This is a genomic window from Mesorhizobium humile (assembly GCF_033977215.1).
GTDB lineage: Bacteria > Pseudomonadota > Alphaproteobacteria > Rhizobiales > Rhizobiaceae > Mesorhizobium > Mesorhizobium humile.
This window is the reverse complement of record NZ_JAVIIV010000034.1, coordinates 1-22,382: the sequence shown is the minus strand read 5'-3', so window position 1 is coordinate 22,382 and position 22,382 is coordinate 1. Positions and strand designations below refer to the sequence as shown.

Sequence of the window (22,382 nt, the reverse complement as noted above, 5' to 3'; positions counted from 1 at the left end):
GAGATTCAGGTCAGGCCGGCCTCACCTGGATATCGATACACCTAGCGCAGCATGCGCGAAATCAGCTGTGCCGTATAGTCGACCATCGGCACGATGCGGGCGTAGTTCAGCCTGGTCGGGCCGATGACGCCAAGCGCGCCGACGACACGGGCGTCCTTGTCGCGATAGGGGGCGACGACCAGCGACGAGCCGGACAGCGAAAACAGCTTGTTCTCCGAGCCGATGAAGATGCGCACGCCCGGCCCTTCCTCGGCGAGGTCGAGCAGCTGCAGCAGTCCGTCCTGGGTTTCCAGGTCCTCGAACAGGTGGCGAAGCAATTCGATGTCCGCCTGGGCGGTGACGTTTTCCAGGAGGTTGGCGCGGCCGCGCACGATGAGGCGCGCCGGCAGCCCGCTTTCGGCGCCGGCCCAGACCGCGAGGCCCTTCTCGACCAGATCCTGCGACAGCGTGTCGAGGGCCGCCCTGGTCTCGTCCTTGATGCGGGCGATTTCCGCCCGCGCCTCGGCCAGCGTTCGGCCGCGGATATGGGCGTTGAGGAAATTCGAGGCCTCGTGCAGCTGCGACACGGTGGTGCCGACCGGCAGGTCGACGACGCGGTTCTCGACATCGCCGTTCTGCGACACCAGCACGGCGAGCGCCTTGGTGGGCTCGAGCTGGATGAATTCGATGTGCTTCAGCGCCACCTCGTTCTTGGAGGCGAGCACGAGGCCGGCGCCGCGCGACATGCCGGACAGCATCTGGCTGGCCTCGGTCAGCATATGCTCCAGCGTCGCGCCCGAGCCGGAGGCGCGCACCTGCGCCTCGATGACGCGGCGCTCCTCGTCGGAAAGGTCGCCGAGCTCCATGAAGGCGTCGACGAAGAAGCGCAGGCCGGTCTGAGTCGGCAGCCGCCCGGCGGAAACATGGGGCGCGTAGATCAGGCCGAGATGCTCGAGGTCGCTCATCACGTTGCGGATGGTGGCGGGCGACAGCGAGGAGGGCAGGATGCGCGACAGGCTGCGCGAGCCGACCGGCTCGCCGTCGCGCAGATAGGAATCGACAATCCGCCGGAAAATATCGCGCGAGCGCATGTCGAGTGACTGAAGGACCGGCGACTGAAACCCGGGACTCTGGGACGTCGGATCGACTGGTTTGTTCATACCGGCGAGAAACCTCCTGTTGAAAGATATAGACTTAAGCCACACCGGCGCAACCCGGTGCCGCGCTGCGGTCACAGTGCCGCGTTGCGGTCACGGTGCTGCGTTTGGGGTCAACCGGCCCGTTTTCCTTTGCGACCCCATTTTCCTTTGCGACTTGCGTCGCATGCGTCTACAAGCCGGCCACGATTCCGAAATAAGAAGAAAGACAAGAGGCCTCGATGCGTCCTTCCAAACGCCAAGCCGACGAAATGCGCGCCATCTCCTTCGAGCGCGGCGTCTCCAAGCACGCCGAAGGCTCGTGCCTGGTGAAGTTCGGCGACACGCATGTGCTGTGCACGGCGAGCCTGGAGGAAAAGGTGCCGGCCTGGATGCGCAATTCCGGCAAGGGATGGGTGACGGCCGAATACGGCATGCTGCCGCGCTCGACCGGCGAGCGCATGCGGCGCGAGGCCTCCGCCGGCAAGCAGGGCGGCCGCACGCTGGAGATCCAGCGGCTGATCGGCCGCTCGCTGCGCGCCGTGGTCGACCTGCAGGCGCTGGGCGAGCAGCAGATCACCGTCGACTGCGACGTCATCCAGGCCGATGGCGGCACCCGCACGGCCTCGATCACCGGCGGCTGGGTGGCGCTCTACGATTGCCTGCGCTGGATGGAAGCGCGCCAGATGGTGAGCGTCGCCAAGGTGCTGAAGGATCATGTCGCGGCGATTTCCTGCGGCATCCATGACGGCCAGCCGGTCATCGATCTCGATTACCTGGAGGATTCCTCGGCCGGCACCGACGCCAATTTCGTCATGACCGGCAAGGGCGGCATCGTCGAGATCCAGGGCACCGCCGAGGGCGAGCCCTTCTCCGAGGAGCAGTTTGGCGCGCTGATGGGCCTGGCGAAGAAGGGGATTTCGCGGCTGGTTAGCCTGCAGCAGATGGCGGTGGCGTAGGTTTTCGGATGTCGAGCCTGGGCCCCCCTCTCTGGCCTGCCGGCCATCTCCCCCTCAAGGGGGGAGATTGGATGTCGCCTTGGGTTTCGCCAATCGTCTACGTTGCAGGAAAGGCGCCTAGGCCGAAGCTGCTAATCTCCCCCCTTGAGGGGGAGATGCCCGGCAGGGCAGAGAGGGGGGCCTCGTGATACCCTCCGCAATCCTCGAATCCGCCCTCTACGTCACCGATCTGACCGCGGCCGAAGCCTTCTACCGCGACATCATCGGCCTCGAGGCGCTGGGCAAGGTCGAAGGCCGGCATGTCTTCTTCCGCTGCGGCAATGGCGTGCTGCTTCTCTTCAACGCCGAGGCGACCAAGATACCGCCGCCGCCCGACGCTCGCCTGAAAGTGCCGCCGCATGGCACGGCCGGCGAGGGACATCTCTGCTTCGCCGCAACCGCCGATGAAATCGCCGAATGGCGCAAGCACCTCGCGGCCAGGAACATCGCCATCGAAAGCGATTTCGAATGGCCGCAGGGCGGGCATTCGATCTATATCCGCGACCCGTCGGGCAATTCGATCGAGTTCGCCGAGCCAAGGATCTGGGGTTTTTGATGCATTCCCTCAACGGACAGAAAATCGTCGTCGCCAGCCATAATGAAGGCAAGCTGCGCGAATTCGCCGACCTGATGGCGCCGTTCGGCTTCGAGGCGAAGTCGGCCAAGGAATACGGCCTTGCCGAACCCGACGAGACCGGCACCACCTTCGAGGAGAACGCTTATATCAAGGCCTACGCGGCCGCCAAGGCCACCGGCCTGCCGGCGCTGTCGGACGATTCCGGCCTGTGCGTCGACGCTCTGGACGGCGCGCCCGGCGTCTACACCGCCAACTGGGCCGAGAAGCCCGACGGCAGCCGGGATTTCGGCATGGCTATGCAAAAGACCGAAACGGCGCTCGAGGAGGCCGGCGCGACCGAGCCTTCGCAGCGCACCGGCCGCTTCGTCGCCGTCATCTGCCTGGCCTTCCCGGACGGCGAGGCCGAATATTATCGGGGCGAGGCGGAAGGCACGCTGGTGTGGCCGCCGCGCGGGACGCTCGGCTTCGGTTACGATCCGGTTTTCCTGCCCAACGGTTTCGACAAGACTTTCGGCGAGATGAGCGCGGAAGAAAAGCATGGCTGGAAGCCCGGCCAGGCGACGGCGCTGTCGCACCGCGCCCGCGCCTTCCAGAAATTCGCGCAGGCACGTCTGGATTTGGCACGCCTGGATTTGGCGCGATCAGGACCCGCATGAGCGCAGTGACGATACCGCTCGACCGGAGCCCCGGCTTCGGCGTCTATATCCACTGGCCGTTCTGCGCGGCCAAGTGCCCTTATTGCGACTTCAACAGCCATGTCCGCCACCAGCCGGTCGACCAGGAGCGTTTTGCCCGCGCCTTCGAAACCGAGCTCGCGACCATGCGCGACCGCACTGGCCCGCGCGAGGTGACCAGCATCTTCCTCGGCGGCGGCACGCCGTCGCTGATGAAGCCGGAAACGGTCGGCGCGGTGCTGGAGGCCGTGGCGAAGCACTGGACCGTGCCGGCAGGCATCGAGGTGACGCTGGAGGCCAATCCGTCCTCGGTCGAGGCCGAGCGCTTTCGCGGCTATCGTGCCGCCGGCGTCAACCGCGTCTCGCTCGGCGTGCAGGCGCTGAACGACAAGGATTTGCGCTTCCTCGGCCGGCTGCACAATGTCGAGGAGGCGCTGCACGCCATCGGCCTCGCCCGCGAAATCTTCCCGCGGCTTTCCTTCGACCTGATCTACGCGCGACCCGGCCAGACGCCGGAGGCGTGGGGGGCGGAACTGGAGCAGGCGATCGGCTATGCCGTCGACCATTTGTCGCTCTACCAGCTCACCATCGAGGAAGGTACGCCCTTCCATGCGCTTTACGCGGCGCGCAAATTCACGCTACCCGACAACGACCACGCCGCCGACCTCTATGCGCTGACGCAGGAAGTGACGGCGGCGCATGGGCTGCCGGCCTATGAGATTTCAAACCACGCCCGGCCGGGCGCGGAAAGCCGGCACAATCTCACCTACTGGCGCTACGGCGAGTATGTCGGCGTCGGACCGGGCGCGCATGGCCGTTTCGTCGAGAACGGCCGCCGCACGGTGACGATAGCGGAAAGGATGCCGGAGACCTGGGCCAATCTGGTCGAGGCCAAAGGGCATGGCGTCACCGGCGGCGAGATCCTGACCCGCACGGAGGAAGCCGACGAGTTCCTGCTGATGGGGCTGCGGCTTGCCGAAGGCATCGACCTGCAGCGCTACGAGACGCTCGCCGGGCGCGGTCTATCCAGCGCGCGGCTTTCGGTGCTGCAGGACGAGGGGCTGGTGGCACCGGTCGGCAACGCCCGCCTGCGCGCCACAACCGCCGGCATGATCGTGCTGGATGCGGTAGTGGCGGATCTGGCGCGGTAATCCAGCACGTTCGTCATTCTCGGGCTTGACCCGAGAATCCATGCCATGACCTGTGCGAAGGGCGCGACGATACAGAATCCTGCACCGTTGGCGGCGCTTCGATGTAACGGCATGGATTCCAGGGTCTGCGCGCGTCGCTTCGCTCCTTGCTTCGCCCTGGAATGACGAGGCGCGAGATCGCGAAGGGTGCTGGTTATCTTAAGCGTCGTGCTTCTGGCGGTGCTTGCCGCGGGTCTTCTCGCCATGCGCCTCGCCGTGGCGAGCCTGCTTCTGGTCGGCCTTGTCGCGGCGCGCGCCGGGCTGGGCGGCGATCGAATGTGGGGGCATGCCCTCGCGGGCGGTTTTGCTTTCAAGTCGGCTGATAAAAATGTCGAAGCGATTGGGCATCGTTCGGTCCTGCCTCCTCCCGGGGAATCAGGGGTTAAATTCGCCGATGTGGGTTTCGTTCCGCACTGTGGCAAAGGCATGGCGATTTCCTTTATGCCGACCTCACGTTTTGCAACGGGGCGTCAGCCATGCGAAACAGATTTGGTTCTTTCGCAATTCCGGACGGAAGGCTACGGCGAAGTCGCCGAGCCTAACCGCTCACACTTTTCCTGGAATTGCTCGAATGAGGGGCATTCGGTGACCGGCGACAAACGCAGCTATCTGATCGGACAGACCGAGATCGCGGCGCGGGCGCTTCAGCCGGCGCTCTATCTGGTGGCGACGCCGATCGGCAATCTGGCCGACATCACGCTGCGCGCGCTGGAGACGCTTGCCGCCGCCGACATCGTCGCCTGCGAAGACACGCGCGTCTCGCGCGTGCTGCTCGAACGCTACGGCATCCGGCGGCGCACCACCGCCTATCACGAGCACAATGCGAGCGAGGCCGGACCGAAGCTGATCGAGGCGCTGGCGGCCGGACAGAGCGTGGCGCTGATCTCCGACGCCGGCACGCCGCTGGTCTCCGATCCGGGCTACCGGCTGGTCGGCGAGGCGCTGGAGCGCGGCATTCGCGTCGTGCCGATCCCGGGACCTTCGGCCGCGCTCGCGGCGCTGACCGCTTCCGGCCTGCCCTCCGACGCCTTCCTGTTCGCCGGTTTCCTGCCCGTGAAGACCGGGCAGCGGCTGACCAAGCTGGAAACGTTCAAGCAGGTGCCGGCAACGCTGATCTTCTTCGAGTCGCCCAGACGGCTGGCCGAGACGCTCGGCGCCATGGTCGAGGCGCTGGGCGGCAGTCGCCAGGCCGCGATCGGCCGCGAGCTGACCAAGACCTTCGAAGAGATGCGCACCGGCACGCTTCTCGAACTCGCCGACCATTATGCCGCGACCGATACGCCGAAGGGCGAAGTAGTCATCTGCGTCGGCCCGCCCGATGCGGCTGAAGAAGAACCGGCCGACATCGACCGCCTCCTGCTCTCGCTTGCCGCCGAAATGCCGGCCTCGAAGGCCGCGGCCGAAGCGGCGAAGATGACCGGCGGCCAAAAACAGGCGCTTTACCGGCGGCTCCTGGAGCTCAGGGACAGACCATGATCCCAAAAAGTGGAAGCCGGTTTCTGGAAAAGATCACGGTCAAACACAAAGATGGCTGAACGCACCGCCGGCCATCGCCGCAAAGCCTATCGGCGCGGCCATCGCGGCGAGTGGCTGGCGGCGCTGGCGCTGATGCTGAAAGGCTACCGTATCCTCGCCCGCCGCCATCGTACCAGGCTCGGCGAGATCGACCTGATCGCCAGGCGCGGCGACCTCGTGCTGTTCGTCGAGGTCAAGGCGCGCCGCACGCTGATCGAGGCGATGGAAGCGATCGGCCATGCATCGGAGCGCCGCATCGAGGGCGCCGCGGATATCTGGCTGTCCCGCCAGCCGGATTACGGCAGGCTTTCGATGCGTTTCGACATGGTGGCGGTGCTGCCCTGGCGCTGGCCGGTGCATGTCGAGAACGCGTTTTATGGACGGAATTGAGGGCTACTTCCGGGACCGTAGGCGGGACAGCACCCCCCTCTGGCCTGCCGGACATCTCCCCCGCAACGGGGGAGATTGGCAGCTTAGGCGCCGCGCCCTTCTTCGACGTCGATAATTGGCGAAAGCCGCGATGGCGTCTGATCTCCCCCCTTGCGGGGGAGATGGCCGGCAGGCCAGAGGGGGGTTGGCGGGAACTCGACAAAGCGGTGTGGGCGAAGCCCGCCTCACCCCCAGACCATCAACGCCACCAGCCCGACGCCACCCACCACCAACCGCCACCAGCCGAACAGCGCGTAGCCGTTGCGCGAGACGTAATCGAGCAGGAAGCGCACCACGATGAGCGCGGTGACGAAAGCGGCGATGAAGCCGACGGCGATGATCGGCAGGTCGGCAGAGGTCAGCACGTTGCGGTTCTTGAAGAGGTCGAAGGCGAAGGCGCCGACCATGGTGGGCATGGCGAGGAAGAAGGAGAATTCGGCCGCCGCGCGCTTGTCGACGCCCATCAGCAGCGCACCGACGATTGTCGAGCCGGAGCGCGAGGTGCCGGGGATCAGCGACAGGCACTGGAACAGGCCGATCTTGAGATAGACGCTCAACGGGAAGCGCTCGACGTCGTGATGCACCGGCTTGAAGTTGATGCGGTCGACGACGAGCAGCACAACGCCGCCGATGATCAGCATGATGCAGATAAGCCTGGGCGATTCAAACAGGATGGTCTTGATGAAATCATGCGCCAGCGCGCCGATGACCGCCGCCGGCAGGAAGGCAATCAGGATGCCGATGACGAAATGCCGGGTCTGCGGATCGCTGGGCAGCTTGATCAGCATCTGCCAGAGCTTGCTGAAATAAACGCTGAGGATGGCCAGGATCGCGCCGAGCTGGATCAGGATCTCGAAGGCCTTGCCGGTGGAATGAAAGCCGAGGAAATGGCCGGCAAGCAGGATGTGGCCGGTCGAGGACACCGGGATGAACTCGGTCAGGCCCTCCAAAAGCCCAAGCAGCAGCGCTTCGACGATGGTCTGGCTTTCCATGGCAACCTCAGGATTTCGGGGATAGATGGGGACAACGGCTTGCTTGTCACGGCGCGGAAGTCCCCCTATAGGTCGCAACACCGTGACGGCCGCATGACGGGCCGCCAAGACTTACCGGCGCGGGTAACGATTCGCCAGTGTGGCAATCCGGAATTCGCCGCACCTCGGAGCAGCGCAATGTGCGAATTCCGGATTCTGAGCCACACTGTCAACTTTAAGTTCTAGTGTGGTTTTGGATTTGAAGTTCCTGGACACTGATGCCATTGAGGGTACAGGAACTTCAAATCCACCACACTAGTGCGCCCTATCATCGCGGAACCATGCTGACGCTTTTCCATCATCCCATGTTCGCCACCTGCCGGTTCGTCCGCCTCGCCTTCGGCGAGTATGGCGAGGAGTTGGCGCTGATCGAGGAAAAGCCGTGGACGCGGCGCAAGGAGTTCCTGGCGCTGAACCCGGCCGGCACGCTGCCGATCCTGCTGGCCGAAGGCGACGTGCCGATCGTCGGCGCCATGGTGATCGCCGAATATCTCGACGAGACGCGCGGGGTGCTCAAACGCGACAAAAGGCTGTTCGCCGAGGACCCGATGCAGCGCGCCGAAATCCGCCGGCTGACCGACTGGTATCTCAGCAAGGCCGAAAGCGAAGTGACGCGGCATCTGGTGCGCGAGCGCGTGCTGAAGCCGGTCATGCCGGAAACCGCCGGCGGCGGCTCGCCGGATTCGGCGGCGATCCGCGCCGCGCGCGCCAACATCCGCCAGCACATGAAATACACCAACTGGCTGGCCGGCACCCGCCATTGGCTGGCCGGCAGCAAGGTGACCTATGCCGACCTCGCGGCGGCGGCGACGCTGTCGGTGCTCGATTATCTGGGCGAGATCGACTGGCGCGAACATGCGGCCGCGCGCGAATGGTACACGCGGGTGAAATCGCGGCCGTCGTTCCGGCCGCTGCTCTCCGACCGGGTGCGCGGCCTGTCGCCGGTATCGCATTATGCGGACCTCGACTTCTGAAACCTTACGCGCGCTGATCGAGGCGGAGGCGCGCCGCGCCGGCTTCGAGGCTGTCGCCGTGACCCGGCCGGACGCGATCCCGCTGGCGCGGGCAAGGCTCGCCGAATTCGTCGCCGACGGTTTTCACGGCCAGATGGAGTGGATCGCCGAGACGCTTCAGCGGCGCGCCGAACCCTCGACGCTGTGGCCGGAGGTCCGCTCGATCATCGTGCTCGCCATGAATTACGGCCCGGACCGCGACCCGCGCGATATCCTCGCCAAGCCCGACCGCGGGGCGATCTCGGTCTATGCGCAAAACCGCGACTATCACGATGTGATGAAGGGCCGGCTGAAGGAGATCGCCGGCAAGATCGTGGCCAAGGCAGGCGGCGACGTGAGGGTGTTCGTCGATACCGCGCCGGTGATGGAGAAGCCGCTGGCGGAAGCGGCCGGGCTCGGCTGGCAGGGCAAGCACACCAACCTGGTCAGCCGCGCGCATGGCTCGTGGCTGTTCCTCGGCACGATCTTCACCACGGCCGAGCTGGAGCCGGACCAGGCCGAGATCGACCATTGCGGCTCCTGCCGCGCCTGCCTGGACGCCTGCCCAACGGACGCTTTCCCGGCGCCCTACCGGCTCGACGCGCGGCGCTGCATTTCCTACCTGACCATCGAGAACAAGGGGCCGATCCCACGCGAGTTCCGCGAAAAGATCGGCAACCGCATCTATGGCTGCGACGACTGCCTGGCCGCCTGTCCGTGGAACAAGTTCGCAAGTGCTGCTTCCGAGGCGAAGCTTGCCGCGCGCGCCGATTTGCGCGAGCCGTCGCTTTCGCAGCTGCTCGCGCTCGACGATCCGGCATTCCGCGCTTTCTTCTCGGGCTCGCCGGTCAAGCGCATCGGCCGGGACCGTTTCATCCGCAACGTGCTGATCGCCGCCGGCAATTCCGGCGATGCGTCGCTGGCCGCCATTGTGCGCGGTCTGCTCGGCGACGCCGCGCCGCTGGTGCGGGGTGCGGCAATCTGGGCCCTGTCGCGGCTGCTCTGCGAGCGCGAATTTGGCGAGCTTGCCGCCACAGCCTCGAAGTCCGAGATGGACGCGGTGGTCCGCGAGGAATGGCTGGCGGCACCGGCACATCCGGCGACGGCCGATTGATGGGGGTTCATCGATGAGCGAAAGACGCTTCTTCATCTTCGGCGCCGGCTATTCGGCCAAGGCTTTCGCGCGGGCCAACGCGCACCACGAGCCGATCTCCGGCACGACCCGGGCGCCGGAAAAGTTCGAGGCGCTGCGATCGGCCGGCATCGAACCGCTGCAATTCGACGGCGCGCTGTCGCCCGAGCTCGGCGATGCGCTCGCCAAGACCACGCATCTCATCGTCTCGGTCGCTCCCGACGAGGCCGGCGACCCGGTGCTCAACGCCGCCGGCGATGCGCTGCGGAATAAGATGCCGGCGCTTGAGTGGATCGGCTATCTCTCGACCGTCGGCGTCTATGGCGACCATGGCGGCGCCTGGGTGGACGAGACCAGCGACTGCCGGCCGGTGTCGAAGCGCTCGGTGATGCGGGTGGCGGCCGAACAGGAATGGCTGACGCTTGGCCGCGAGATCGGCAAGCCGGTGGCGATCCTGCGGCTTTCCGGGATCTACGGGCCGGGCCGCAACGCGCTGGCCAATCTCGAGGACGGCACCGCGCGGCGGCTGGTCAAGCCGGAACAAGTGTTCAATCGCATCCATTGCGACGACATTGCCGGGGCGCTCTGGCATCTCTCCGAAAACAATCTCGGCGGCATCTTCAACGTCACCGACGACGAGCCGGCGCCGCCGCAAGACGTCGTCGCCTATGCCGCCGAGCTGATGGGCGTCACGCCGCCGCCGGAAATTCCCTTCGAGACCGCCCAACTTTCGCCCATGGCGCGGTCTTTCTATGGCGAGAACAAGCGCGTCGCGAATCAGGCGATCAAGGCGGCCGGCTATCGCTTCCGGTTTCCCAACTACCGGGTGGCGCTGGAGCGGATGTGGGCCGACGGCAACTGGCGGGACGGCGCGCCGCGCAGCCCGATGAGAGGATGATGCCGGAACGTGTGAAGCGGTTTTCGGACGACATCATCCTTCGCATGATCGATGCGGGACGCGCGGCGTGGTATGATTCGTTCCCGATCAGGTTCGCCTGACCGCGCGGCAAAACGGATAGACTGGAGAGGGGCCCCAGCCTGATGAATTTGCGATCTCTGCCTGACCGCAAACCGTTCCTGACCGCAGCCCTGGCGCTGGTGACGCTGGCCGCGCTGGCGGCTGTCGCCATCTCGGCCGAACCCCGAGCGAAGGACCTGTTCGGCGCGCGAAAACTGCCGGCTGTGGCGCCCGCCCAATCCTTCGGCTTCTATTCGAAAGGCTGCTTCACTGGCGGCGTGGCGCTGCCGATGGAGGGTCCCGGCTGGGAAGTGATGCGCCCGTCGCGCAATCGGCGCTGGGGCCATCCGGCCATGATCGCGCTGATCGAAAAACTGGCGCGCGACGCCCAGGCCGATGGCTGGCCGGGCCTTCTGGTCGGCGACGTCTCGCAACCGCGTGGCGGCCCGATGATGACCGGCCACGCCTCGCACCAGATCGGTCTCGACGCCGACATCTGGCTGACGCCGATGCCGAAGCGGCCGCTGAGCATGGCGCAGCGCGAATCGATGAGCGCGACGCTGATGGTCGACGAGAAGACGCATCTGGTGAAGGACGCGCTGTGGACGCCGGCCCACACCAGGCTGCTCAAACGCGCGGCAAGCTATCCGGAGGTCGAGCGCATCCTGGTCAATCCCGGCATCAAGAAGAAGCTCTGCGACACCGTTACTGGCGACCGCTCCTGGCTGCGCAAGGTCCGGCCGTTCTGGGGCCACGACTATCATTTCCATATGCGCATCGGCTGCCAGCCGGGCTCGCCCTTCTGCAAGGCGCAGGAGACGACGCCGGACGACGATGGCTGCGGCAAGCCGTTGGCCTGGTGGTTCACCGAGGAGCCGTGGCGGCCGAACAAGAACCCGGACGCGCCCAAGGCGCGCGACCTGATGACGATGGCCAATCTGCCCAAGCAGTGCCTGGATGTTGTCAATGCGCCGGACGCGCCTTCGCTGGAGGCGGTGACCTATCACGGCGGCGCCGCCGCCGCGGTGGCCGTGGCCGAGCCGCAGCCGAGCGAGCCGGCGGAAACGATCTCCAGCGGCAACGCCGCGATGCCGTCGGCGGCGAGCGCCTTCGCGCCGACGCCAAAGATCGGCATCCCGCTGCCGCGCCCACGGCCCGGGAACTGACGCGCAAGCGGGCTTCCCCTTTCCGGGGCCATGCGCTAGTCAATCGATTGAAACGGCGCAGTGGCGGCGCAACGAGGACGATCAAGAGCATGTCAGGCGAGAACGAGACGGGGCTGCGGTTCCCGGTCCTGATCGGCGATATTGGCGGCACCAATGCGCGCTTCTCGATCGTGCTCGACGCCAATTCGGAAGCGACCGAGCCGCAGATCGTCCAGACCGCCAATTTCACGACCATCGACGAGGCGATCCAGGCGGCGGTGCTCGACCGCTCGTCCATCCAGCCGAATTCGGCGGTGCTGGCGATCGCCGGGCCGGTCGACGGCGACGAGATCCCGCTCACCAACTGCCCCTGGGTGGTGAAGCCCCGGCAGATGTTCGCCAATCTGGGCCTGAGCGAGGTCGTCGTGCTCAACGATTTCGAGGCGCAGGCGCTGGCCGTGGTGGCGCTCGGCGAGGAGCATATGGAAAAGATCGGCGGCGGCACGCCGGAGCCCAATGCGAGCCGGGTCGTGCTCGGCCCCGGAACGGGTCTTGGCGTCGCCGGGCTGATCTATGCGCTCAACCACTGGATCCCGGTGCCGGGCGAGGGCGGGCATATGGATATCGGCCCGCGCACGCCGCGCGACTTCGAGGTGTTCCCGCATATCGACAAGCTCGAAGGCCGCATCTCCGGCGAGCAGATCCTGTGCGGACGCGGGCTGGTCAACGTCTATCGGGCCGTGGCCAGGACCGACGGCAAGCCGACGCCTTTGACGACGCCGGCCGAGGTCACTGCGGCCGCACTTTCGAAATCCGATCCGGTGGCTGAAGAAGCGCTGACGCTCTTCGTCACCTGCCTCGGCCGCACCGCGGGCGACCTGGCGCTGGTGTTCATGGGCCGCGGCGGCGTGTTCCTGACGGGCGGCATCGCGCAAAAGATCGTGCCGGCGCTGAAAGCGGGCAATTTCCGCGCCGCCTTCGAGGACAAGGCGCCGCACAGCGCGCTGATGCGCGAAATGCCGGTCTATGTCATCACCCATCCGCTGGCGGCGCTGCTCGGGCTTGCCGCCTATGCCAGGACGCCGTCGCTGTTCGGCGTGAACACGGCGGGACGCCACTGGCGGACGTGATCGCGCCGGCTTTGGGGGTAGCGATCGGCCGCCGCGACGAAGTTTCGCCATAGGCAAGCCGTAGCCGGGGCTATCCCTTTGTTTTGACGCAATTCCGGACGGAAAACCGCTCACACTTTTCCTGGAATTGCTCTAAGAGGATGCCGAAATGCGGCCCATCCTGCACGCGGAAAACCACGAAGCGCCCCCGATTTGACTGTTCAAAGTTCCCTCAAACTGAAAGTCCAGCCTACCGAGGTCAGTGCGGTGCTGCGCCGCATCCTGGCCGAAAACGGCAAGGAATATCGCTGGACCTATGTCGTCGCCGTCGTATGCCTGCTGATCGTTTCCGGCACCACCGCCTTCACGGCGTGGATCATGGCCCCGATGATCAACCAGATCTTCTACGAACGGCGCAGCGACATGATCGTGTGGATCTGCGCCGGTTTCATGGGCGCCTCCGTGCTGCGCGGCTTCGCCGGCTATGGCCAGGCGGTGGCGCTGGCCAGGATCGGCAACAACCTGGTCGCCCGCTACCAGAAGCGCAGCTTCGACCATCTGATGAAGCTCGGCGTCAACTTCTTCAACGAGACCCGTTCCGGCCGGCTGGCGGCACAGGTGAACGAGAATGTCGGCGGCATCCGTGACCTCTTGTCGCTGACGCTGACCTCCATCAGCCGCGACGCGGTCTCGCTCGTCGCCCTCGTCGGGGTGATGATCTACCAGGATCCGGTGTTGTCGCTCAGCTCGCTGCTGATCGGGCCGCCGTTGATCTGGGCCGTCATCTACATCACCCGCCGCCTGCGCAAGATCAACCGCGAATCTGTGCTGATCAACTCACGGCTGAACGGGTCGGTGCAGGAGGCCACGCAAGGCATCGCCATCGTCAAGGCCTTCACCCTGGAGGACGAGCTGGCGCGCCGCATCGGCATCATGGCCGACACGGCCGAGCAGCGTAACAACAAGATCGCCCGCGTCGCGGAGCGGCTGTCGCCGATTTCCGAAATCCTCGGCGGCCTCGCCGTTACCGCCGTGCTCGCCTATTCCGGCTATCGGGCGCTGGTGCTTGGGCAGCCGCCAGGCGCGGTGTTTTCCTTCATCACCGCGCTGATCCTGGCCTATGATCCGGCAAGGCGCCTGGCGCGCACGCAGGTCGGCATGGAACGTGCCCTGGTCAATGCGCGCATGATCTACGAGCTGCTCGACCTCGAGCCGAAGCAGGGTGACGCCCCCGACGCGGTCGAGGCGAAGGTCACCACCGGCGAGGTGCGCTTCAACAATGTGACCTTCGGCTACAACGCCGACACGCCGGTGCTGCGGGACCTGAGCTTTACCGCCGCCGCCGGCAAGGTCACGGCGGTCGTCGGCGCCTCGGGCGCCGGCAAGTCGACGATGGTGGCGCTGCTGCAGCGCTTCTACGACGTCGACAAGGGCTCGATCGAGGTCGATGGCCAGGATATTGCCAAGGTGACCAAGCATTCGCTGCGCCAATCGATCGCCTATGTGGCGCAGGCGCCTTATCTCTTCGAAGGCACGATCCGCGACAATATCCGCTACGGCCGGCTGTCGGCCACCGACGCCGAGATCGAGCAGGCGGCGAAACAGGCCGCCGCCGACGAGTTCATCCGCCAGCAGCCGCAAGGCTACGACACGCCGGTCGGCGAAGGCGGCTCGACCCTTTCCGGCGGCCAGCGCCAGCGCGTGTCGATAGCGCGCGCCATCGTGCGCCAGGCGCCGATCCTGTTGCTCGACGAGGCGACCTCGGCGCTCGACAACGAGGCAGAGGCGCGCGTCCAGGAAGCGCTGACCCATGTGATGGAAGGGCGCACGACCATCGTGATCGCGCACCGGCTTTCGACGGTGGTCAATGCCGACCACATCATCGTGCTGGAAGAGGGCCGGCTGGTCGAGGAAGGCACGCATGCAATGCTGATGGCCGACCCGCACAGCATCTATGCCCGTTTCCACCGGATCCAGGGCAAGAAGGGGCTGGGGCTTGTCGACGACGTCAAGGCAAGCCAAACTTCGGCCCAAACTCCGGCGCCGCGCAGCCGCGCCAAGAAGACCGTCAGGAGAAGCGCATGAGTGAATCCGGCGATATGGGCCTGGTGGTGGTGGGCGCCGCCGGCCGCATGGGCCAGACGCTGATCCGCGCCATCCACACCATGCCCGGCGCGCGCGTCGCCGCCGCGATCGAGCGGCCGGACTCGGCCCATCTCGGCAAGGATGCCGGCGAGCTTGCGGGCATCGGCATCATCAACGTGCCGATCGTCAACGATCCGCTGCCGGCCTTCGCCAAGGCCAACGGCGTGCTCGATTTCACGGCTCCAAGCGCGAGTGTCGAATTCGCCGGCTATGCGGCGCAGGCGCGCATCGTCCATGTTATCGGCACCACAGGCTGCTCGGCCGACGACAATGCAAAGATCGCCGCCGCCGCGCGCCATGCCACGATCGTCAAATCCGGCAATATGAGCCTCGGCGTCAACCTGCTTGCCGTGCTCGTCGAGCAGGCCGCCAAGGCGCTCGACCCGGAGGATTTCGACATCGAGATCCTTGAGATGCATCACCGGCACAAGGTCGACGCGCCGTCCGGCACGGCGCTGCTGCTCGGCGAAGCGGCGGCGAAGGGACGTGGGATCGATCTTGCGGACAACAGCGTGCGGGTGCGCGACGGCCACACCGGCGTGCGCAAGACCGGCTCCATCGGCTTCGCGGCGCTGCGCGGCGGCTCGGTGGTCGGCGACCACAGCGTGATCCTTGCCGGCACCGGCGAGCGCATCACGCTTTCCCATCATGCCGAGGACCGGGCGATTTTCGCGCGCGGCGCGGTGAAGGCAGCGCTTTGGGCTCGCGCGAAGAAGCCGGGCCTCTATTCCATGCGGGATGTGCTCGGACTTTCCTGACACAAGCCTGAAGTATTTCCTTCTTAGGCAGTTCCGGACGAAACCGTTGGAATTGCCCAACCCCTAGAGGAGCTGACATGTCGGGAACTCTCGTGCTCGTGCGCCACGGCCAGAGCGAATGGAACCTGAAGAACCTGTTCACCGGCTGGCGCGACGTCGACCTGACCGAACAGGGCACGGCGGAAGCGCTCGCGGCCGGCGAAAAGCTCAAGGCGCGCGGCCTGAAATTCGACATCGCCTACACCTCGGCGCTGAAGCGGGCGCAGGTGACCTGCCAGCACATCCTCGACGTCGTCGGCCAGAGCGATCTCAAGACGATCCGCGACCAGGCGCTCAACGAGCGCGACTATGGCGACCTCTCCGGTCTCAACAAGGACGACGCGCGCAAGAAATGGGGCGAGGAGCAGGTGCATATCTGGCGCCGCTCCTACGACATCGCGCCGCCCGGCGGCGAAAGCCTGAAAGACACCGGCGCGCGGGTCTGGCCCTATTACCTGCACGATGTGCAGCCGCATGTACTGCGCGGCGAAACCGTGCTTGTCGCCGCGCATGGCAATTCGCTGCGCGCGCTGATCATGGCGCTGGACGGCAAGAGCGGCGAGGAGATCGTCAAGCTCGAGCTCGGCACCGGCGTGCCGGTCATCTACAAGCTCAACGCCGATTCCACCGTGGCGTCGAAGGACGTGCTCGAGGGGTGAGGCAAAGCTTCCTTCTCCCCGTCACTATACGGGGAGAAGGTGCCGGCAGGCGGATGAGGGGCAGCGCCAGCTTCCGCGACTAACTCGTCCGGGCTCAAAGCCAGAACCGGAGCCCCGGCTATCCAGCATCGGCGCCGACGAAAAAAGCGCGTTGACACATATCGTTTGCCCGCTTACATGAGCCCGCACCAGCCCAGATGGCGGAATTGGTAGACGCGCACGGTTCAGGTCCGTGTTCCGCAAGGAGTGGAGGTTCGAGTCCTCTTCTGGGCACCATCCTTCGCTCTTCGAGCTTCGGATGGCAGGCCATCCCGAAGTTCCAAGAGCGAAGGGGTCGCCATTCATCCCGACTGCCAACGGGATAGCGCTTCCCAGATTTACGACGTTCGATTGGCCGTAGCCTCTGAGCTTCGTCATCCTAGGGCGAAGCAGGAGCGAAGCTCCGTCGCGGAGACCCTGGGATCCATGCCGTGACGTCGAAGCGTTGCGGCATTCCAGAATTCTGCTCCGTGGCACGACAAGGCCAAGGTCACGGCATGGATCCTCGGGTCTGCGCCGCGTCGCTACGCTCCTTGCTCCGCCCGTGGATGACGACCGGATGGGCGCCGCCATCCACCTCCCCTTCCGGCCAGTCCCCCAACAAACCGCTTCAAACCCGCCGCCCCGGACGCTACGGTCCGCCCATGGCCCCTACCGTCAGCCCGACCATTGCCGCCCGCCGCGACCAGATGTTTCCCATCCTGACCGATGCGGATATCGAGCGTATGCGCCGCTTCGGCGAGGCGCGCGCCTATGCCGCCGGCGATCATATCGTCACGGCTGGTGCGGTTTCGCCAGGCGTGATCCTCATCCTGTCGGGCAAGGTCGACATCACCCAGGCCGGAGGGATCGGGCCGCGCGAGCCGATCATCAGCTATGGCGCGGGCAATTTCGTCGGCGAGCTGGCGCAGTTGTCGAACCGGCCGTCACTGGTCAATGCCGAGGCGGCCTCGCCGGTCGAGGCCATCGTCATCCCCTCGCAGCGGCTGCGCGACCTGATGGTGCAGGAGGCGAACCTCGGCGAGCGCATCATGCGGGCGCTGATCCTGCGCCGCGTCGGCCTGCTCGAAAGCGGCGCCAGCGGGCCGGTCGTCATCGGCCCGCCCGGCAATGGCGACGTGCTGCGACTGCAAGGGTTTCTGCGGCGCAGCGGGCTGCCGCACCGGGCGCTCGATTCCGACACCGACCCTTGCGCGAAAACGCTGATCGAGCGGTTCCATGTCGATCCGCACCATCTGCCGATCGTGCTCTGCCCGAACGGCAAGCTCATGCACAATCCGGGCGAGACCGAGCTTGCCCGCTGCGTCGGGCTGCTGCGGCCGATCGATGCCGATAAGGTCTATGACGTGGCGATCGTCGGCGCCGGACCGGCGGGGCTGGCTGCGGCGGTCTATGCCGCCTCGGAAGGGCTGTCGACCATCGTGCTCGATTGCCGCGCCTTCGGCGGCCAGGCGGGCGCCTCGGCTCGCATCGAGAACTATCTCGGCTTCCCGACCGGCATCACCGGCATGGCGCTGATGGCGCGCGCCTATAACCAGGCGCAGAAATTCGGCGTCGAGATGGTCATCCCCGACGAGGCAAAGCTGCTCGACGACGCCGGCGACGGCGCCCGCTACAGGCTCTCCATCGGCGATGGAGAAACGGTGCGCTCGCGCGCGGTGGTGATCGCCAGCGGCGCGCGCTACCGCCGCCTCGACATCGCCAACCTGGCGCAGTTCGAGGGAACCTCGGTGCATTACTGGGCCTCGCCGATCGAGGCCAGGCTTTGCCAGGACCAGGAGGTGGCGCTGGTCGGCGCCGGCAATTCGGCCGGACAGGCGGCCGTCTATCTGGCGAGCCAGGTGCGCAAGGTGACGCTCTTGGCGCGCCGCGACAGCCTCGACGCCACCATGTCGCGCTATCTTGTCGAGCGCATCGCGGCGCAGCCCAACATCGAGGTGCTGACCGAGACCGAGGTCGCGGCGCTGGAGGGCAGCGAAGGCAATCTGGAAGCGTTGCGCTGGCGCAACCGGGCGACCGGTGAAGAGACGACGCGTCCCATCCATCACCTCTTCCTGTTCATCGGCGCCGATCCGAACACCGACTGGCTGGCGAATTGCAACGTGGCGCTGGACGCCAAGGGTTTCGTGCGCACCGGACCCGACACGACACCGGGGCACGGACTGATGGAGACGAGCCGACGCGGCGTGTTCGCCATTGGCGACGTGCGCTGCGGCTCGACCAAGCGCGTCGCGGCCGCCGTCGGCGAAGGCGCGCAGGTGGTCGCGGCGCTGCATGCCTATCTGGCGCGAAACGGTGAACCGGCGAGGAGAGCGTGATGGACGAATGCAGGCATACCAAGGACATCAAAAAGGTCACGCCGAGCGCGCTCGGCTGCGAGGAATGCCTGAAGAGCGGGTCCTGGTGGGTGCATCTGCGGCTCTGCCGGACCTGCGGCCATGTCGGCTGCTGCGACGACTCGCCCAACCGTCATGCGACAAAGCATTTCCATGCCACGCAGCATCCGATCATCGAAGGCTACGACCCGCCGGAAGGCTGGGCCTGGTGCTTCGTCGACGAGGTGTTCATCGACCTCGAAGGCGATACGACGCCGCAGAACGGCCCGATCCCGAAGTTTGTTTGAGCGTGCAGGGCAAGCCGGCGCGGCCAAGCGTCCGGTTTAGCGCACCGAGCTCGTCACGGTCGGATCGACGGCGTCGGGCACGGATTTGCGCTCATTGCCGGCAAGGATGCCGATCAAGAGAAGGCTGAGCACGACCGGCACAAACAGGATGGCGACGCGCGCCTGCACGTAGAAGATGGCACGCCATTCGTTTCGCTTTTCGTCGTTCATCATGCTCGCTCTGTCTGCGCCTCCCAGGGAGGGACATAGAGACGAAGCGTTAAACATCTCCTTCCGATTCGGTTAACGGGTGGCGATCTGTTATTGTGAGATCATGAAAAACGATCGTAAGGACGAGCCTCCCTCCAGGGAGACATTGATGAACCGTATCGAGGTTCCGCTCGAGGTCTATGCGGAATTCCTGGCTCTGCTCGATGCGCCGGCCCAATCCAACGAGAAGCTGTCCAGACTCATGAACACCCCGCAGCCATGGGAGAGTAAGTGACGTCTGCGGCTGCCGAGATCAATCGCCCATGGCAGCGCAGCCCCCTCTCCGTCCGCTGCGCGGACACCTCTCCCCCGCTTTGCGGGGGCGAGGAACGCCAATCGCCAAGGCCGCGTCTCCGCAAGCCTGGGTTCCTCGCCCCGCCAAAAGGCGGGGAGAGGTGGCTCGGCGAAGCCGAGACGGAGAGGGGAGCGCCCTATGGGATGACCCGCTGGATGCGCTTCCTATCCCCCTGAAAGTCCGCCTCCGCCGATCAAACAGCCGGCAGCGCGAACAGCCTCCCACCCGCCGGCACCAAGTCGTCGATGCCGGCAAGGCGCAGGCAGTGCCAGGCCATGGCGTGATTGGAGGAGGTGACGGGAACGCCGATGCGCCGCTCCAGCTCCGCCACCGCCTCGGCGACGCGCAGGCTGGTGCAGGAGATGAAGATCGCTTCGACGCCCGGCACTTCAGCCATGCGCTCGGCCGCCGCCTCGATCGAGGCGAGCGAGATGCGGGCGGCCTCGCGATCGTCGCGTCGGTCGAAGGTGGCGACGGCGGCGATGTCGAGGCCACGTCCAGTGAAATAACGAACCAGGCCCTGGTTGATCTCAGGCGCGTAAGGGGTCAGCAGGCCGATGCCCTTGACGCCGAGCGCCTTGAAGGCGGCCAAGGCGCCGGTGACCGGCGTGGTGCAGGCGACGCCGGGCCGCGCCTTCCTGATCTCGGCGAAGACGGCTTCCTCGCCGAGCGTCATGGTCGCCGAGGTGCAGCCGAAACCGACGACGTCGAGCGGGATGCTGGGCAGGATGAGGTCGACGGTCGGCGCGATGCGTGGGCCCATGGCGCGCAGTGTTTCCGGCGTGATGTCGTTGTCGTTGAAGAGGCGCGCCTCGTAGAAGGCGACGCCCGGAATGCGCACCAGCGCACGGAACTCATGCTCCAGCGTCTGGTCGGTGGCGAGGATCGCGAGCCCGATCGCCGCGCGCGAGGCGAGGCCGCCGTCGATCTCGGATGGAAGCACGCCCAAATCGACAGGCCCCGAAGATTGAGGGCGGGTGGCAGCCGCGCTGACAGACATGGCATTCCCTTTCCTGGTCGACCCCGTCGGGATCATGTTCTCAGTTCAAAAGTCCGTCCATCGAGATCGCCGGCTTGCGGCCGGCGATCAGGTCGGCGGTGATGCGGGCCGAGCCGTGCGACATGGTCCAGCCGATATGGCCGTGCCCGGTGTTGAAATAGAGGTTGCGCAGGCGCCGCTGGCCGAACTCGGGCAGGTTGTTCGGCGTCATCGGCCGCAGACCCGCCCACATTTCGGCGCGGTCGTAATCGGCGCCTTCGGGATAAAGCTCCTCGGTCACACCCTTCATGAAGGCGAAATCGGCCGGCTTGTGGCTGGTGTCGTAGCCGGCGAACTCGGCGGTGGCGGTGACGCGCAGCCGGTCGCCGAAGCGCGAGACGGCGACCAGATTGTGCTCGTCGATGGCCGCGATGGTCGGCGGCGCCGGACGGTTGCCGACAGGAATGGTCAGCGAATAGCCCTTGATCGGATAGATCGGCAGGCTGATGCCGACCGTCTTGGCTATCAGCGGGCTGTAGGAGCCGAGCGCCAGCACATAGGCGTCGCCCTTGACCCCGCCCTTGTCGGTCATCACCTGCGCGACGCCGTCGCGGGACGTCTCGATGCCGGTGATGGTGGTGCCGGTGCGGATCTCGCCGCCGCGCTCGACCACCTTGGCGGCAAGCGCCCGGGTGAATTTCGCCGGGTCGCCGGTCTCGTCGGTCGGGCAATGGATGCCGCCGGCGATCTTTTCACGTGCGGAGGCCAGCGACGGATCGAGCGCGACGATGGCGTCGCGGGCGAGCACCTTGATCAGCTGGCCGTCGGATTCGAGCAGCCGCATATGCTCGACGCCTTTGTCGAGCGCCTGCTGGCTGCGGTAGAAATAGAGGATGCCGCGATCGTTGCGGTCGTAGTCGATCGCCTCATCGGCGACGACCTCGTGCAGGATCGATTGCGAGTAGACGGCGAGGCGATGCTTGAGCAGCGTGTTGCGTCGGGCCTTCTGCGCCGTGCATTCCATCAGGAACAGCCACGACCAGCTGTAGAGCCGGGGATCGGCCGAGAGCCTGAAGCGCAGCGCCTGATCCTTCAACACCAGCGATTTAAGCAGGATCATTGGCGCCCTGGGCGACGACCAGACGAAGGAATGCCCCGGCGCGATCATGCCGGCATTGCCCCAGCTGGTCTCGGCGGCGACCTGTTGCTGGCGCTCGAGGATGACGACCTCGTGCCCGTCCTTCTGCAGCTGATAGGCGGTGGTGACGCCGACCACGCCGCCACCCAACACGATCACGCGCATGGCGCCTCCGGAGATCGCAAGTTTGGGGGCAGTTTAGAGGGTGGACTGCAGTGTGCAATGGCACACATGCGGAGATGTCGGCGGGACAGCGCCGCTCGTCGGCAGGACGATCGCAAATGGCGCATCGAACGAATGTCGTCGCTAATCCCTGACGTCTCGACGCTGGGCGAAAAAGGCGCTCTGGTTGAAGGCGCCGGTGGGGTAGTGAGCGCTTCTGGCGACGACGTTGGAGATTAGCCCGGGCCCTCCATGACGTCGTCATACTCGGGCTTGACCCGAGTATCCATGCCATGACCTCTGCCGTAGGGTGCAACGGTGCAGAATTCTGCAACCGCAGCAACGCCTTAGCGTCACGGAATGGATTCTAGGGTCTGCGCGCGTCGCTTCGCTCCTTGCTCCGCCCTAGAATGATGGGTGGACGGCCCCTT

General features: G+C 65.9%; 23 protein-coding genes and 1 tRNA gene. 18 read left to right on the top strand and 6 right to left on the bottom strand.

Annotated elements, in window-relative coordinates:
• Nucleotides 1-41: 41 nt before the first annotated feature.
• Nucleotides 42-1,139, bottom strand: coding sequence for a heat-inducible transcriptional repressor HrcA (gene hrcA / locus RFM52_RS30750; protein WP_320293805.1), 1,098 nt, complete (start codon nucleotides 1,137-1,139; stop codon nucleotides 42-44).
• A 218-nt stretch (nucleotides 1,140-1,357) separates the two neighbouring features.
• Between hrcA and rph the strand changes: the two genes are divergently transcribed.
• The 4 genes from rph (at nucleotide 1,358) to hemW (ending at nucleotide 4,515) form a co-directional block, all read left to right on the top strand.
• Nucleotides 1,358-2,074, top strand: coding sequence for a ribonuclease PH (rph, locus tag RFM52_RS30745; protein WP_320293804.1), 717 nt, complete (start codon nucleotides 1,358-1,360; stop codon nucleotides 2,072-2,074).
• Nucleotides 2,075-2,258: 184 nt separating this feature from the next.
• Nucleotides 2,259-2,669, top strand: a complete 411-nt coding sequence (locus tag RFM52_RS30740; RefSeq protein ID WP_320293803.1) for a VOC family protein — start codon at nucleotides 2,259-2,261, stop codon at nucleotides 2,667-2,669.
• A complete protein-coding gene (gene rdgB, locus RFM52_RS30735) occupies nucleotides 2,669-3,346 on the top strand; it encodes an RdgB/HAM1 family non-canonical purine NTP pyrophosphatase (RefSeq protein WP_320293802.1) in 678 nt (225 codons plus the stop codon). Before RFM52_RS30740 ends, rdgB begins: the two co-directional genes overlap by 1 nt.
• Nucleotides 3,343-4,515, top strand: coding sequence for a radical SAM family heme chaperone HemW (hemW, locus tag RFM52_RS30730; protein WP_320293801.1), 1,173 nt, complete (start codon nucleotides 3,343-3,345; stop codon nucleotides 4,513-4,515). The genes rdgB and hemW overlap by 4 nt, the downstream gene beginning before the upstream one ends.
• A gap of 198 nt (nucleotides 4,516-4,713) precedes the next feature.
• On the opposite strand, the gene RFM52_RS30725 is transcribed toward hemW, so the two are convergent.
• Nucleotides 4,714-4,902 (bottom strand): hypothetical protein, encoded by a 189-nt coding sequence (locus RFM52_RS30725; protein WP_320293800.1) that lies wholly within the window; start codon nucleotides 4,900-4,902, stop codon nucleotides 4,714-4,716.
• A gap of 237 nt (nucleotides 4,903-5,139) precedes the next feature.
• On the opposite strand from RFM52_RS30725, the gene rsmI reads away from it, so the two are divergent.
• Both rsmI and RFM52_RS30715 read left to right on the top strand, forming a co-directional pair.
• Nucleotides 5,140-6,030: a 16S rRNA (cytidine(1402)-2'-O)-methyltransferase gene (gene rsmI, locus RFM52_RS30720; protein WP_320293799.1), complete on the top strand. Its 891-nt coding sequence runs from the start codon at nucleotides 5,140-5,142 to the stop codon at nucleotides 6,028-6,030.
• Nucleotides 6,031-6,081: 51 nt separating this feature from the next.
• Nucleotides 6,082-6,459 (top strand): YraN family protein, encoded by a 378-nt coding sequence (locus RFM52_RS30715; RefSeq protein ID WP_320293798.1) that lies wholly within the window; start codon nucleotides 6,082-6,084, stop codon nucleotides 6,457-6,459.
• A gap of 224 nt (nucleotides 6,460-6,683) precedes the next feature.
• Here RFM52_RS30715 and RFM52_RS30710 read toward each other — a convergent pair whose 3' ends face one another.
• The gene (locus tag RFM52_RS30710; RefSeq protein WP_320293797.1) at nucleotides 6,684-7,490 is read right to left on the bottom strand and encodes an undecaprenyl-diphosphate phosphatase; all 807 of its coding nucleotides are present in this window, start codon (nucleotides 7,488-7,490) and stop codon (nucleotides 6,684-6,686) included.
• Nucleotides 7,491-7,810: 320 nt separating this feature from the next.
• Here RFM52_RS30710 and RFM52_RS30705 point away from each other — a divergent pair, with 320 nt between their 5' ends.
• The 11 genes from RFM52_RS30705 to RFM52_RS30655 all read left to right on the top strand — a co-directional run bounded on the left by RFM52_RS30705 (nucleotide 7,811) and on the right by RFM52_RS30655 (nucleotide 19,128).
• The gene (locus RFM52_RS30705; protein ID WP_320293796.1) at nucleotides 7,811-8,503 is read left to right on the top strand and encodes a glutathione S-transferase family protein; all 693 of its coding nucleotides are present in this window, start codon (nucleotides 7,811-7,813) and stop codon (nucleotides 8,501-8,503) included.
• The gene (queG, locus tag RFM52_RS30700; RefSeq protein ID WP_320293795.1) at nucleotides 8,484-9,635 is read left to right on the top strand and encodes a tRNA epoxyqueuosine(34) reductase QueG; all 1,152 of its coding nucleotides are present in this window, start codon (nucleotides 8,484-8,486) and stop codon (nucleotides 9,633-9,635) included. Before RFM52_RS30705 ends, queG begins: the two co-directional genes overlap by 20 nt.
• Before the next feature lie 13 nt (nucleotides 9,636-9,648).
• Nucleotides 9,649-10,551, top strand: a complete 903-nt coding sequence (locus tag RFM52_RS30695) for an SDR family oxidoreductase (RefSeq protein WP_320293794.1) — start codon at nucleotides 9,649-9,651, stop codon at nucleotides 10,549-10,551.
• Nucleotides 10,552-10,694: 143 nt separating this feature from the next.
• A complete protein-coding gene (gene mepA / locus RFM52_RS30690) occupies nucleotides 10,695-11,777 on the top strand; it encodes a penicillin-insensitive murein endopeptidase (RefSeq protein WP_320293793.1) in 1,083 nt (360 codons plus the stop codon).
• Between the two features lie 89 nt (nucleotides 11,778-11,866).
• Nucleotides 11,867-12,886, top strand: a complete 1,020-nt coding sequence (locus tag RFM52_RS30685; RefSeq protein ID WP_430699221.1) for a glucokinase — start codon at nucleotides 11,867-11,869, stop codon at nucleotides 12,884-12,886.
• Between the two features lie 192 nt (nucleotides 12,887-13,078).
• A complete protein-coding gene (locus RFM52_RS30680) occupies nucleotides 13,079-14,950 on the top strand; it encodes an ABC transporter ATP-binding protein (RefSeq protein ID WP_320293792.1) in 1,872 nt (623 codons plus the stop codon).
• On the top strand, nucleotides 14,947-15,768 hold the full coding sequence (gene dapB / locus RFM52_RS30675; protein WP_320293791.1) for a 4-hydroxy-tetrahydrodipicolinate reductase: 822 nt from the start codon (nucleotides 14,947-14,949) through the stop codon (nucleotides 15,766-15,768). Before RFM52_RS30680 ends, dapB begins: the two co-directional genes overlap by 4 nt.
• Nucleotides 15,769-15,845: 77 nt before the next feature.
• Nucleotides 15,846-16,466 carry a 2,3-bisphosphoglycerate-dependent phosphoglycerate mutase gene (locus tag RFM52_RS30670; RefSeq protein ID WP_320293790.1) on the top strand — a complete coding sequence of 207 codons (621 nt, stop codon included), beginning with the start codon at nucleotides 15,846-15,848 and terminating at the stop codon, nucleotides 16,464-16,466.
• A 191-nt stretch (nucleotides 16,467-16,657) separates the two neighbouring features.
• Nucleotides 16,658-16,742: transfer RNA gene (locus tag RFM52_RS30665), tRNA-Leu, on the top strand.
• Between the two features lie 407 nt (nucleotides 16,743-17,149).
• Nucleotides 17,150-18,823 (top strand): FAD-dependent oxidoreductase, encoded by a 1,674-nt coding sequence (locus RFM52_RS30660; RefSeq protein ID WP_320293789.1) that lies wholly within the window; start codon nucleotides 17,150-17,152, stop codon nucleotides 18,821-18,823.
• A complete protein-coding gene (locus RFM52_RS30655) occupies nucleotides 18,823-19,128 on the top strand; it encodes a UBP-type zinc finger domain-containing protein (RefSeq protein WP_320293788.1) in 306 nt (101 codons plus the stop codon). Before RFM52_RS30660 ends, RFM52_RS30655 begins: the two co-directional genes overlap by 1 nt.
• 36 nt (nucleotides 19,129-19,164) lie before the next feature.
• Here the strand turns inward: RFM52_RS30655 and RFM52_RS30650 are convergent, their stop codons facing one another.
• Nucleotides 19,165-19,341 carry a hypothetical protein gene (locus RFM52_RS30650; RefSeq protein ID WP_140542936.1) on the bottom strand — a complete coding sequence of 59 codons (177 nt, stop codon included), beginning with the start codon at nucleotides 19,339-19,341 and terminating at the stop codon, nucleotides 19,165-19,167.
• Between the two features lie 145 nt (nucleotides 19,342-19,486).
• On the opposite strand from RFM52_RS30650, the gene RFM52_RS30645 reads away from it, so the two are divergent.
• Nucleotides 19,487-19,612, top strand: coding sequence for a type II toxin -antitoxin system TacA 1-like antitoxin (locus RFM52_RS30645; protein ID WP_320293787.1), 126 nt, complete (start codon nucleotides 19,487-19,489; stop codon nucleotides 19,610-19,612).
• Nucleotides 19,613-19,865: 253 nt separating this feature from the next.
• Here RFM52_RS30645 and RFM52_RS30640 read toward each other — a convergent pair whose 3' ends face one another.
• Nucleotides 19,866-20,615 (bottom strand): maleate cis-trans isomerase family protein, encoded by a 750-nt coding sequence (locus RFM52_RS30640; protein WP_320293786.1) that lies wholly within the window; start codon nucleotides 20,613-20,615, stop codon nucleotides 19,866-19,868.
• A 97-nt stretch (nucleotides 20,616-20,712) separates the two neighbouring features.
• Nucleotides 20,713-21,954, bottom strand: a complete 1,242-nt coding sequence (locus RFM52_RS30635; protein WP_320293785.1) for a D-amino acid dehydrogenase — start codon at nucleotides 21,952-21,954, stop codon at nucleotides 20,713-20,715.
• Between the last annotated feature and the right edge of the window lie 428 nt (nucleotides 21,955-22,382).

Bases quoted from the DNA above. Each gene is read 5' to 3' on its own strand.
- RFM52_RS30715 (WP_320293798.1), top strand. From the start codon at position 6,082: ATGGCTGAACGCACCGCCGGCCATCGCCGCAAAGCCTATCGGCGCGGC.
- RFM52_RS30710 (WP_320293797.1), bottom strand. From the start codon at position 7,490: ATGGAAAGCCAGACCATCGTCGAAGCGCTGCTGCTTGGGCTTTTGGAG.
- RFM52_RS30650 (WP_140542936.1), bottom strand. From the start codon at position 19,341: ATGATGAACGACGAAAAGCGAAACGAATGGCGTGCCATCTTCTACGTG.
- RFM52_RS30685 (WP_430699221.1), top strand. From the start codon at position 11,867: ATGTCAGGCGAGAACGAGACGGGGCTGCGGTTCCCGGTCCTGATCGGC.
- RFM52_RS30655 (WP_320293788.1), top strand. From the start codon at position 18,823: ATGGACGAATGCAGGCATACCAAGGACATCAAAAAGGTCACGCCGAGC.
- mepA (WP_320293793.1), top strand. From the start codon at position 10,695: ATGAATTTGCGATCTCTGCCTGACCGCAAACCGTTCCTGACCGCAGCC.
- queG (WP_320293795.1), top strand. From the start codon at position 8,484: ATGCGGACCTCGACTTCTGAAACCTTACGCGCGCTGATCGAGGCGGAG.
- rph (WP_320293804.1), top strand. From the start codon at position 1,358: ATGCGTCCTTCCAAACGCCAAGCCGACGAAATGCGCGCCATCTCCTTC.
- RFM52_RS30705 (WP_320293796.1), top strand. From the start codon at position 7,811: ATGCTGACGCTTTTCCATCATCCCATGTTCGCCACCTGCCGGTTCGTC.
- RFM52_RS30725 (WP_320293800.1), bottom strand. From the start codon at position 4,902: ATGCCCAATCGCTTCGACATTTTTATCAGCCGACTTGAAAGCAAAACC.
- RFM52_RS30660 (WP_320293789.1), top strand. From the start codon at position 17,150: ATGGCCCCTACCGTCAGCCCGACCATTGCCGCCCGCCGCGACCAGATG.
- RFM52_RS30695 (WP_320293794.1), top strand. From the start codon at position 9,649: ATGAGCGAAAGACGCTTCTTCATCTTCGGCGCCGGCTATTCGGCCAAG.
- RFM52_RS30635 (WP_320293785.1), bottom strand. From the start codon at position 21,954: ATGCGCGTGATCGTGTTGGGTGGCGGCGTGGTCGGCGTCACCACCGCC.
- RFM52_RS30645 (WP_320293787.1), top strand. From the start codon at position 19,487: ATGAACCGTATCGAGGTTCCGCTCGAGGTCTATGCGGAATTCCTGGCT.
- RFM52_RS30670 (WP_320293790.1), top strand. From the start codon at position 15,846: ATGTCGGGAACTCTCGTGCTCGTGCGCCACGGCCAGAGCGAATGGAAC.
- dapB (WP_320293791.1), top strand. From the start codon at position 14,947: ATGAGTGAATCCGGCGATATGGGCCTGGTGGTGGTGGGCGCCGCCGGC.
- rdgB (WP_320293802.1), top strand. From the start codon at position 2,669: ATGCATTCCCTCAACGGACAGAAAATCGTCGTCGCCAGCCATAATGAA.
- hrcA (WP_320293805.1), bottom strand. From the start codon at position 1,139: ATGAACAAACCAGTCGATCCGACGTCCCAGAGTCCCGGGTTTCAGTCG.
- hemW (WP_320293801.1), top strand. From the start codon at position 3,343: ATGAGCGCAGTGACGATACCGCTCGACCGGAGCCCCGGCTTCGGCGTC.